13 protein-coding genes are annotated in these 10,942 nt (G+C 39.6%); 9 read left to right on the forward strand and 4 right to left on the reverse strand.

What is annotated here, in order from left to right; genetic code table 11:
* Both H5203_RS19635 and H5203_RS19640 read left to right on the forward strand, forming a co-directional pair.
* The gene (locus H5203_RS19635) at nt 1-759 is read left to right on the forward strand and encodes a type II secretion system protein N (protein ID WP_145242782.1); all 759 of its coding nucleotides are present in this window, start codon (nt 1-3) and stop codon (nt 757-759) included.
* 18 nt (nt 760-777) lie between these two features.
* Nucleotides 778-1,398 carry a UPF0149 family protein gene (locus H5203_RS19640; RefSeq protein WP_182759066.1) on the forward strand — a complete coding sequence of 207 codons (621 nt, stop codon included), beginning with the start codon at nt 778-780 and terminating at the stop codon, nt 1,396-1,398.
* A 2-nt stretch (nt 1,399-1,400) separates the two neighbouring features.
* Here the strand turns inward: H5203_RS19640 and H5203_RS19645 are convergent, their stop codons facing one another.
* Nucleotides 1,401-1,604 carry a hypothetical protein gene (locus tag H5203_RS19645; protein WP_145242786.1) on the reverse strand — a complete coding sequence of 68 codons (204 nt, stop codon included), beginning with the start codon at nt 1,602-1,604 and terminating at the stop codon, nt 1,401-1,403.
* On the reverse strand, nt 1,604-1,963 hold the full coding sequence (locus H5203_RS19650; protein ID WP_145242788.1) for a hypothetical protein: 360 nt from the start codon (nt 1,961-1,963) through the stop codon (nt 1,604-1,606). Before H5203_RS19650 ends, H5203_RS19645 begins: the two co-directional genes overlap by 1 nt.
* Before the next feature lie 291 nt (nt 1,964-2,254).
* On the opposite strand from H5203_RS19650, the gene ccoG reads away from it, so the two are divergent.
* The 5 genes from ccoG to H5203_RS19675 all read left to right on the forward strand — a co-directional run bounded on the left by ccoG (nt 2,255) and on the right by H5203_RS19675 (nt 6,568).
* Nucleotides 2,255-3,685 carry a cytochrome c oxidase accessory protein CcoG gene (gene ccoG, locus H5203_RS19655; protein ID WP_145242790.1) on the forward strand — a complete coding sequence of 477 codons (1,431 nt, stop codon included), beginning with the start codon at nt 2,255-2,257 and terminating at the stop codon, nt 3,683-3,685.
* 64 nt (nt 3,686-3,749) lie between these two features.
* Nucleotides 3,750-4,727, forward strand: coding sequence for a serine/threonine protein kinase (locus H5203_RS19660; protein WP_145242793.1), 978 nt, complete (start codon nt 3,750-3,752; stop codon nt 4,725-4,727).
* Between the two features lie 29 nt (nt 4,728-4,756).
* Nucleotides 4,757-5,380, forward strand: coding sequence for a thiol:disulfide interchange protein DsbA/DsbL (locus tag H5203_RS19665; protein ID WP_145242795.1), 624 nt, complete (start codon nt 4,757-4,759; stop codon nt 5,378-5,380).
* A gap of 34 nt (nt 5,381-5,414) precedes the next feature.
* Entirely contained in the window at nt 5,415-6,053 is a 639-nt protein-coding gene (locus H5203_RS19670; protein WP_145242797.1) for a thiol:disulfide interchange protein DsbA/DsbL, read from the forward strand.
* A 65-nt stretch (nt 6,054-6,118) separates the two neighbouring features.
* A complete protein-coding gene (locus H5203_RS19675; protein ID WP_145242799.1) occupies nt 6,119-6,568 on the forward strand; it encodes a DUF523 domain-containing protein in 450 nt (149 codons plus the stop codon).
* Nucleotides 6,569-6,573: 5 nt separating this feature from the next.
* On the opposite strand, the gene trmA is transcribed toward H5203_RS19675, so the two are convergent.
* Nucleotides 6,574-7,674 (reverse strand): tRNA (uridine(54)-C5)-methyltransferase TrmA, encoded by a 1,101-nt coding sequence (trmA, locus tag H5203_RS19680; protein ID WP_145242801.1) that lies wholly within the window; start codon nt 7,672-7,674, stop codon nt 6,574-6,576.
* Nucleotides 7,675-8,103: 429 nt separating this feature from the next.
* Between trmA and H5203_RS19685 the strand changes: the two genes are divergently transcribed.
* On the forward strand, nt 8,104-9,225 hold the full coding sequence (locus H5203_RS19685; protein WP_182735802.1) for a DUF5610 domain-containing protein: 1,122 nt from the start codon (nt 8,104-8,106) through the stop codon (nt 9,223-9,225).
* A 63-nt stretch (nt 9,226-9,288) separates the two neighbouring features.
* Nucleotides 9,289-10,104, forward strand: coding sequence for a glutamate racemase (gene murI, locus H5203_RS19690; RefSeq protein WP_182820157.1), 816 nt, complete (start codon nt 9,289-9,291; stop codon nt 10,102-10,104).
* Here the strand turns inward: murI and H5203_RS19695 are convergent.
* Nucleotides 10,067-10,546 carry an RNA-binding protein gene (locus tag H5203_RS19695; RefSeq protein ID WP_145242807.1) on the reverse strand — a complete coding sequence of 160 codons (480 nt, stop codon included), beginning with the start codon at nt 10,544-10,546 and terminating at the stop codon, nt 10,067-10,069. The two genes, murI and H5203_RS19695, sit on opposite strands and share 38 nt — an antisense overlap.
* Nucleotides 10,547-10,942 lie beyond the last annotated feature (396 nt).

The following is a 10,942-nucleotide window of genomic DNA, read 5'->3' on the forward strand; positions in this document are numbered from 1 at the left end:
ATGAAAAAAATAGCGATTCTTATAGTAATATTTTTCTTCGGTTTTATCTTTTTTGCACTATTAAAAACGCCAGCTGCAGTTGCGCTTAATTTAGCAAATCCTTATCTACCTAAAGATCTGCAAATAGGTAAAGCATCGGGTAGCATTTGGCAGGGTAGAATCATGCAGCTGCGCTATCAAGATGAACAGATTAATAATTTAAACTGGGATATTTCTGGTTGGGCATTATTCACCGGACAGCTTACAGGCAGTGTAAAGTTTGGTGATCCGCGACAGACCAGTGAACTGTCAGGACGCGGTGACTTTAGTTATGGTTTACTTGATCAAGTAGTTGCATTAAATGATGCTACATTGCGTTTGAGTGTTGAACGTGCGATGCAGCGTTTGCAGTTGCCATTACCTATTAATGCTAAAGGCAGAGTAATTGTTGAGTTAGATGAATATCTCTCAGGAGCGCCTTATTGTGATGCATTAAAAGGTGAAATCGCCAGTCCAAACATCGATGTGCAAGGATTGTCTGGCTGGTTTAGCGTTGGTCCATTAAGTGGCAAGTTAAGCTGTAAGTCGGGCGATATAGCCGTGTTAGTTGATCCTGAAAACCGCTTAGGCTTAGCGGCTGATGCAACCTTAAAAGCAAACATGGACTTTAAAGTGGCTGGATATATCAAGCCAGAAGCATCACTACCAAAAGAAGTACACGATGCCGCCAAATTTTTAGGCCGTGCAGATAGTGATGGCCGTTATCCATTAAATTTTTAAACAAGGCTGAATTGTTTTATGCAAATTCCTGAATTTACACAGCAACATGGCCAGCAGTTAAGTACGTATTTAGCGAGCCGCAATGGCGCCATGACATTTGTGCAGAGCCAAGGTTACTTATTTGCGGTTATTTGCTCTCCTGAGCCATTAGACGTACACGAGTGGCTTGAGCAGATAGTGCCAGATGCACACGGCCAGCTAGAAGAACAAACATTATTTGCATTTATGGCTTTGTATCATCAGATCAGTGAGCAAGTTTATGAAACAGGTTTTAAGCTCCCTGTAAGTTTACAGGTGAGTGATCAAGACGACAGCTACCTAGATTTGCATGAATGCCAGCAATGGTGTCAGGGTTTTGTTCAGGGAGCACCGGTGTATATTGATAAGCTAATGCAAGCTGATGCACTGACAACAGACTTAACTGATGCATTGCAAACCGCTTACGCCAGTTTAGGCTTTTTTGCTTTAGAGCCCCAGCTTATCACAACAATTGCCCAGCAAAATCAGCTTAGTGAAATACAACTATGCCAGCAACAGTATGAACTAATGGGAGATTTTGCATTAGGATTTGCTGAGTTAATAGAAATTATCGCGGTGCAAAGTGGTTTGTACGCAGATGAAGAAGATGGTTGGAGTTAGCATTATGCTAAATCCAACACAATTTCAGTACAGCCCTTAGGGCATTTAGCAACCCCTTGGCCGGGTTGCTGAGTCTTTAAATCTAACGTTAATATGCCTTGGCATACTTCACATTTAACCGTTTGCCCTTTCGCCAGCTTCTTCAGTAGGTTTTTATGTTGGTTAAACGATGCGCTGCTTTTTTTTGTTAAAGCTGAAAAATCCACTATTTACCTCTGCGCTCAGCCAATGATGTTGAGACGATGTCACACACTGTATTTAAACGATCTTCATAAAAATATAAGTTGAGATCTTTACTGCGGCAGTAACGAGTATGGAATAGCTGCAGCTGTTCATCAGTTTGCATGGTTTCTTCTAAATACTCTAACTCGCTTTCTGAAAGTGTTAGTTCTGACTTGATGCGGTTTTTTGCCATGCTCGCAGCGGGTCCACGGTTAATGTTGCTAGCACTACTTAATAGCCCTACACCTTCTCCTAATAACTTTTCTCGAGGTTCTTTTATCATTGGATGATCAATTGTGAATAACGCAAGTATCACTACAACTAGTACAAGGAATTTTTTCATATGTGAGTAAACTTTGATCTGAACGGGTACGAATTAGGCACCAGTGTAATAAAATGCCCCTTTGTAAAGCAAGCAAGTTAGGTGAATAAATTATTATCAATGAATATCAGCTTTTTTGAGGAGAGTTGGTATAATGACAGAGAACAATTAGATTTTTCAGAAATCTCTGAACTTTTACAGCACAGTAGTTCAGTTTGCACTATTTTTAAATGTAAGCTTAGTTGTTAGCTATCTAAATAGCGTTATATGATTGTTTGACTTTCATTCTCCAAGCGGCGTTGAGGAACTTCGATGGACAAGCAAATAAAAGTAAAAAATATTCCTAGTGAGGTCAAGATCGAAAAGCCCGATCTCTATGCTCAACAGGATAGATTTAATCCCCGCAATCGCATTTATGTACGTGCGGTTAAAGGGTTACATCAACTATTAAGACAGCGCATTGGTTTTCTTGGTATGTTGGCGTTCATGGCGCTGCCATGGATAAACTTTAATGACCAACAAGCTGTGTTATTTGACCTCATTGGTCAAAAATATAACATTTTTGGGCTAACTCTATGGCCACAAGATTTTACTATTCTTGCTTTTATTCTGATGCTTGCTGCATTCGCGTTATTCTTAGTGACCACCTTTTACGGTCGGGTATGGTGTGGCTATACGTGCCCGCAAACAGTCTGGACGTTTATTTTTATTTGGTTTGAAGAAAAGTTCGAAGGGACAGCGAATCAACGCAAGAAGCTTGATCAGCGACCAATGGACTTTGATAAATTTTGGCGTAAGACAGCCAAGCATACAGGTTGGATAGCTTTTTCTTTATACACCGCACTTACCTTTGTTGGTTATTTCACACCTATTCGTCAGCTGTTACCGGATTTTGTTACTTTTGATGTAGGTGGCTATGCGCTGGTTAGCATTATCGTATTTACTGTATGTACTTATGGTAATGCTGGATGGATGCGCGAAATTATGTGCTTGCATATCTGCCCGTATTCGCGCTTTCAATCTGCAATGTTTGATAAAGATACCTTCACAGTAAGCTACGATGAAAAACGTGGTGAAAATCGTGGGCCACGTAGTCGTAAACAAGATCGAGAAGAGCTTAGCTTAGGTGACTGTATTGACTGTAATTTGTGCGTACAAGTATGCCCAACAGGGATCGATATTCGCAATGGTCTGCAAGCTGAATGCATTAACTGTGGCGCCTGTATCGATGCCTGCGACGGAGTAATGGATAAGATGAATTATCCGCGCGGGCTTATCTCATATACCACTGAGCGTAACCTAGAAACGCCAGAGAATAAAACCAATCCTCTGCGCGCTAAGATTATTGGTTATATTGTTATATTAGTGGTGCTCAGCGCAGCGCTGGTAACGAATATTGTGATGCGTAAGCCAATGGACTTAGATATTATTCGCGATCGAAATCAACTCTATCGAGTCGATTTTAATGGGCTTGTCGAAAATACCTACACACTTAAAGTGATCAACAAAGCACAATACGAGCAAACCTTTAATATTAAGGTGGTAGGACTGGAGAACTTTAAGTACATAGGTAAGCAAACTTTTACCGTGCAAGCGGGCGAATCGCATAACGTGCCATTATCATTGGTGATGGATCCGTATGATTTGAAAGCGCCTATGACCGAGTTTAATTTTGTATTATCGCCAGTGGACAATCCAAGTTCACAAATTTCGCAGCCGAGTAACTTCTTTAAAGCGCGATAGTTAAGTACACTGATAACAAATAAAAAGCGGGATTTTCCCGCTTTTTTTATAATTGATGAGAATTATGAGTAAATTTAGTTTTGTTGACCTCACCCCGGATTCGATTTTAGATGCAGTCGAAAGTATTGGTATTTACGCAGAGTCTGGCTTATTAGCACTGAATAGTTACGAAAACCGTGTCTATCAATTCAAAGCTGAAGATGGCCTACGTTATGTGGTGAAATTTTATCGCCCCGAGCGCTGGAGTAAGGCACAAATACTCGAAGAGCATAGCTTTGCATTTGAATTGGCTGATGCTGAAGTGCCTGTAGTTGCGCCGATACAGCGTAATGGCGAAAGCTTATTTGAGCATAATGGTTATCTATTTACTTTGTTCCCAAGTGTCGGGGGGCGCATCTTTGAAGTTGATAATCTTGATCAGTTAGATGTGTTAGGACGCTTGATTGGTCGAATGCATCAAGCAGCTAAAGCCAATGTTTTTAGCGAACGTCCGGTCATAGGGTGTGACGAGTATCTAGATACAGCTAAAATTCAGTTACAAAACAGTAATCTGGTGCCTAGCAGTTTAACTACCGCGTTTTATACTATTTTGGATATGGTGATCGCTAAAACGAAATCGCTTTACCAGCAGGTGGATACTATACGTTTACATGGTGATTGCCATGCCGGTAATATTCTGTGGGCCGGTGATGCGTTGATGTTTGTTGATTTGGACGATAGTCGTCAAGGGCCTGCGATTCAAGATTTATGGATGATGCTCAGTGGCGATCGAAACAATCAACTGTTACAGTTAGATACCTTAGTGACTGCCTATGAAGAATTTTGTGATTTTGATCACACTCAACTCAAATTAATTGAACCATTACGGGCAATGCGTATGATTCATTATATGGGGTGGCTAGCTAAACGTTGGGAAGATCCGGCATTTCCGCGGAACTTTTCATGGTTTGCTGATGACAAATACTGGGAGCAACAAATTTTAGCGCTGAAAGAGCAGTATTCTGCACTTCAAGAGCCGCCGCTGAAGTTGCTGCCTAACTAATTATTAAAAATATCTGAAACGAGAGTCCAATGCTTAAAAAACTAAAATTGAGTTTACTACTGTTATGTTTACCTTTTGCTGCGATGGCTGCAGATTTTAAAGCTGGTGAGCACTATGACGTACTAAAAATTGAAAAAAGTAAAACCTCACAAGTAACAGAGTTCTTTTCATTTTATTGCCCGCACTGTTTTAAGTTTGAAGCTGTAGCTAAAGCAATGGAAAAAAGCTTGCCTGCAGGTACTGAGTTTGTAAAAAACCATGTCAACTTTTTAGGTGGTTTAGCGCCAGAAGTGCAAAGTAATTTGAGCTATGCATATATCATCGCTAAACAGCATAACAAAGGTGAGCAAGTTGCAGATCAAATGTTTGACAGCATTCATATAAAACGTGCTCCACTCAATAACATTAAAGACGTCAAAGCATTACTTGCAGTAAATGGTATTGATAGCGATACCTTTGATAAAGATATTGCCAGCATGCCTGTGATTGCGGCGGAAAAAGCCATGCAAGACAAGCAAAATAAGTTTTCACAAATGGGAGCCTTAACCGGTGTACCAACGTTTATCGTTAATGATAAATATAAAATCAATATCAATACCATCAAGAGCCAAGAGCAGCTTGATGAGTTAGTTGCCTTTTTATTACAACAATAAGCTATTAAAACAATAATTTTTGGAGTTTTTACCGATGATCAAATTAGTTAAAGCAGGATTGCTGGCACTTTTATTACCATTAGCCGCGAATGCAGCACCAACAACTTATGAAGAAGGTGTGCATTATGATGTAGTATCTGAGCGCGCTAGTAAAAAGCCAGAGGTAAAAGAGTTTTTCTCATTTTATTGTCCAGCGTGTAATAACTACGAAGCTCTATTAGTTGAGGTTAAACCTAAACTTGATACAAGTATTGAGTTTAAAAAGAGCCACGTCGATTTTGTTGGTGTGCGTGATCCTGAAAATCAACAAATGATTTCACAGGCACTTGCAACAGCTGAAGTACTACCACAAAAAGATGCCATTATTGCTGCTATGTTTAATCATGTTCACGTTAAACGTGCTAAGTTTAATGAATTAGCTGATGTTAAAGATGTATTTGTCGCGCAAGGTGTTGACGGTGATAAGTTTGATAAACTGTATAAAAGTTTTTCAGTACGCACTATGAGTTCAAAAATGAAGCGCGACCAAGATTACTATAAAGATAAGGGGGCACTGCGTGGCGTACCAACATTTATCGTAAATGGTAAATATAAGCTTAACCTAGGTCGTGAATCAGGTATTACTGAGCCTGAAGATATTAGCAAATTGATTAATTATTTAGCTGCTAAATAGAGCGGTTTAGTGTTTATTGTAAAAAAGCTCCGTATGCGGAGCTTTTTTGTTGCAGGTGGTAAGAAATGCATAAAATACTGGTTTCAAGTTGCTTACTTGGTGCTCCCGTGCGCTACGATGGTAGCGGACAACAGTTACTCCATCCTCAGCTTATCGCATGGCAGCAGCAGGAACGTATAGTCGCTTTTTGTCCTGAGATTGCTGGTGGTTTATCCACTCCTAGAGATCCTGCTGAAATCGTCAACGGTAAAGTGATTACCAATACTGGTGATGATGTGACACCGGAATTTCAGCTAGGTGCAAAACAAGCATTACGCCTTTGCCAACAGTACAATATTCGTTTTGCGCTATTAAAGGAATCAAGTCCTTCTTGTGGTCGTAATACAATTTACGATGGCTCGCACAGTGGTATTAAGGTGGTTGGAATGGGATTAACGGCTTCGCTATTAGAAAAGAATGGTATTAAAGTCTTTAGTGAGCAGCAAATGCCAGCGCTAGTAAAAGCACTGGCATAGATACTTTACAATTTACGTTGTAAAAATACCCCTGATTCAATGTGGTGGGTATATGGAAATTGGTCAAAAATCGCAAACCGTTTAACTTCATGAGTGCGAGTTAGGTGCTCTAAATCACGCTCTAGCGTATCAGGGTTACATGAGATATAAATAATACTCTCGTAGTTAGCCACCAAATCACATGTTAGTGTATCCATGCCTGCGCGCGGCGGATCAACTAAAATGGTCTGACAATCATAGCTGCTTAAGTCAATCCCTTCTAAACGTGAGAAGGTTCGTTCGCCTTTCATAGCTTGAGTAAACTCTTCGCTCGACATACGAATGATATCTAAGTTAGTTACGTTATTTTTAGCAATATTATACTGCGCTGAGTGTACTGACGATTTAGAAATTTCGGTTGCTAATACACGATTAAACGAACCAGCTAAGGCAATTGAAAAGTTACCGTTACCACAATAGAGCTCTAGTAAATCATTTTTTAGTGGTTTACATAAGTCTTGTGCCCACTCCAGCATCTTAATGTTTACTTTAGCATTTGGCTGCGTAAAGCTGTTTTCAACTTGTTGGTAAATAAGTTGCTGGCCATTAACTGTTAAACGCTCAGTAACAAAATCATCACCGAGTACTTCTTTTTGTTTGCGAGCACGCCCAATAAAATCAATTTTAAAGCGCTCACTCAATGATTCTTTTAGTGACTTGATAGCTGCTAGCCATTCTTCGTCGAGTGGTTTGTGATAAAGCAGACTCACTAAAATCTCACCGCTTAAACTAGAAAGATAATCTATTTGGAATAATTTACGACGCAAGACTTCACAGCCTTTAAGATTATCGATCATTGCCTGCATTACTTCCCCAATTAGCGGCGCTGCAGGGTCAAACACATCGACTCTGATTTTGTCTTTGGTGGCTTGATCAAACATAATGTGGAATAACTCATCGCCATCGTGCCATACTCTAAATTCAGCGCGTTGACGGTAATGAATTGGCTCAGAGGCAAAGACTTCTAATTGTTCAACACCAAAGCGTTGGAATTGCGCAATGATACGTTGCTCTTTTTCATTTAACTGTGCGTCGTATCCTGTTGTATCGATCTTTATAACCGCCATTACCTACTACCTTATTTCATTATGCTGTTTATCGGCGCTATTGTAGGGGGCAGGGATTATTTGTCTAGGGTCTGTTTATCTTTCTAGGTTAATTTTGCAGCTGTGCGTTTGGTTTTTAGGCAAGGCAGAGCCTATGTAGTGTGGTTATTCCCCATAAATAGGCGATAACGTAGCATAAATGCCAAACGCGCGCTGCCCGAAGGGTTCTGCCTAGGGGCGATTAACTCTTTGTTGCTCAATTTTTACTTAGCCCACTAGGTTACAAATCTCGCGCCGCGATTAAATCGCCCCGAGGTTGAACAAATTTTAATCCTTAAAGGTCAACAGGCCCTAATTTTGAGTAATAGCAAATGCTGTTTTTTTGTACATTTTACTTTAGTTATTTATTTTTGGGCCGATACTTAAGTAAGCAAAAATAGGAGTCGGATCATGAAAATTGGCAACTTTGGCTTTGTTCCAAACAACAACGTCAATAAATACAGTAACAAAGCTGCATTACAGCAACCTACAATACAGTCGCCTCAAGATAGTTACCAGCAACGTGGTAAAGAATTAGCAGCAAAAGTGTTAGGTGACAAAATGGCTGAGGCTTTAGGCTTACCTGTCGCGGAAGAGAAAAAAGACAAGCCACTATTTGATTTTGAAGAAATCGTCAAAAACGTTTTGGACTTTGTAACTGGTGCCGTTAAGAAAGCGCAAGTCAATGGAGCCGATAATGAAAAACTCAAAGGTATGCTTAGTGATGCACGCAAAGGTGTGCAAACAGGTATTGATGATGCTTATGGTGAATTAAAAGATACCGGTATTCTAAACGACGAAATTGAGCAGGGCATAGAAAAATCCAAAGAAGGTATTTTTAATGGCCTGGATGAGTTTGAAGAGGATTTATTTAACCCTAAACCGGATTCTGTCAGTGTTACTCAAGCACAGTATTTAAGTTTAAGTAATAATGCTCAGTATAACTTCACCACTGCAGAAGGTGACGAAGTGAGTATTAGTTTTGCTGATGCATTTAAACAGCAATCAGCCAGTAGTTATCAGCGTAATGGTCAAAATGAAGGCTATGCCAGTGCATCATCACAATCGCGGGAGTTATCATTTAGCATGTCAGTAAATGGTGACTTAAACGAAGATGAACAAAAGGCTATTAATGCAATGATGGAAGACTTGCAAAATGTTAGTAAAACATTTTTTGGTGGTGATTTGGAACAAGCCTTTGAACAAGCACAAGAGCTCAACCTAGGCAACGAACAGCTCGTCGCGTTTTCAATGGACTTAAAGCAAACTAAAACGTTTGCAGCAATAAAAGGCTATCAAGAGAATAAACCAACACCAGAGAAAGCTGTGGCTGAAAAAATAGCTCCATTTAATGACGATCTAAAAAATGCCTTTAATAAAGCGGGTGATCTTGGTTTGCAAAATGAACTGTCAGGCATTTTACAATGGTTAAATCAAGACCAAGAGGAAATAGGCAAATTAGTCGACTATACAAAATCGATGTTTGAGCAAATGAATAAATTGCGCTCAGCAGCACTAGAGAGTGAAGCATAAGCTTTATTTTCAGTACACCGCGTGGCAAACTGCTCAGCTTAGTTATTATAAGGAGCGAGTTGTTTGTCACCTCATATCATGGTTTTTGATTCGGGCATTGGTGGTACCACAGTGCTGAAGCATATTCAGCAATACATACCTGATGGCCGTTATAGTTATTTTATGGATAACGCCTACCTACCTTATGGAAAGCTGAGTCAACAAACCATAATTCAGCGCCTCACCGGATTATTAATTTTTATAGAAACACAACAATTAAACGTTGATGTGTTAGTTATTGCTTGTAATACCGCATCTACTTCAGCACTGAGCGCACTTCGCGAATTAACCACGATACCGATCGTCGGTGTAGTACCCGCAATTAAACCCGCCGCTTTATTATCTAAATCACAGCATATTGCCTTATTGGCCACACCAGCAACAGTACAAAGTAGTTATACACAACAGTTGATAAGCCAGCATGGTCAAGCTGTCACAGTACATTTATATGCTAGTGTTGAACTTGTAACGTTGGCGGAACAAACATATCAAAGTAAAAAGATTACCCAAGACAAACTAGTTGCAGAGCTCGATAGTCTCGCTATTGATAAAAGAGTGGATGTAGTCGTGTTAGGTTGTACGCATTTCCCAATTTTAGCAAAAGGTTTGAATGAGTATTTTAACAGCACTGTATTATTACTTGATTCCGGCGTAGCAATAGCCAAACGGGTGTGTGCAATACTCAAAGGGCATAATATAGATTGCAGTGATGAGCTTGATGCTAATTGTACAGGCAAGAAAAAGCCGCTACGTTATTACGCAACGGCTTCGATTTATGTTGATAAGCAACCGGTGGAGCTAGTTACGCTGATTGATCCGATTCAGAACGAAAAGAGTTAGATTCATCATCTTGTTTTTGTTTTGCTTCACGAACTTTCAATGTACGTTGTTGGAACTCGCTATCGTTTAATTTTGCAATAGCATTATCAGCATCTAGCTCTGCCATTTCAACAAAGCCAAAGCCACGACGTTTGCCAGTATTTTTATCCTTTAATAGGCGTACATTAAACACTTTACCTTGTTCTTCAAATAAAGCGCGAACTACACCTTCATTTGCACGATAAGGAAGATTGCCCACATAAAGTGTTTTTGTTTTTACTTCGGCTTCTTCTACATCGCCAGATGACATTGCAGCTATAACTACACCACCAATTAATAAACCAGCACCAAATAACAGTGCAGGACTTAATTGTAGGCTCGAAAGCGCAAAATTAACTATAACGAAACCAATAACAGCAAGGATAACTGAAGAGATAAGAGATTTTTGATCGGGTAATTTCATTTTGATCTACCAATAAACAGGAAATAAACATTAATTTAACATTGTGAACTTGCTATCTTAACGCGATAAATGAACATAGCAATGATATTTATGTGAAATAATTTAATTTACATCAAAAAAGACTCGAAAAAGCATCGATTGAGTGTTCTTTTAAAGCGTTTTGCATGCTTTTTGAGCGAACAGTCAAAAGATTGAAAAAAAGTGTTGATCTGTTTTTGGATCTCCCTATAATGCGACCCCACTGAGACGGGAAACGCCAACGCATAGCGAAGCACGAACAACTCAGAGAGTTAAATAAAACTTCGGTTTTAAATATTCGCAAGAAAGTTTAAAACTAAGTGTTGACTCGAAAAATAAAGGATGTATTATACGCATCCCTAGCGACAATGTCGCAAC

Source organism: Pseudoalteromonas sp. SG41-1 (assembly GCF_014164575.1).
Classification (GTDB): Bacteria; Pseudomonadota; Gammaproteobacteria; order Enterobacterales; family Alteromonadaceae; genus Pseudoalteromonas; species Pseudoalteromonas rhizosphaerae.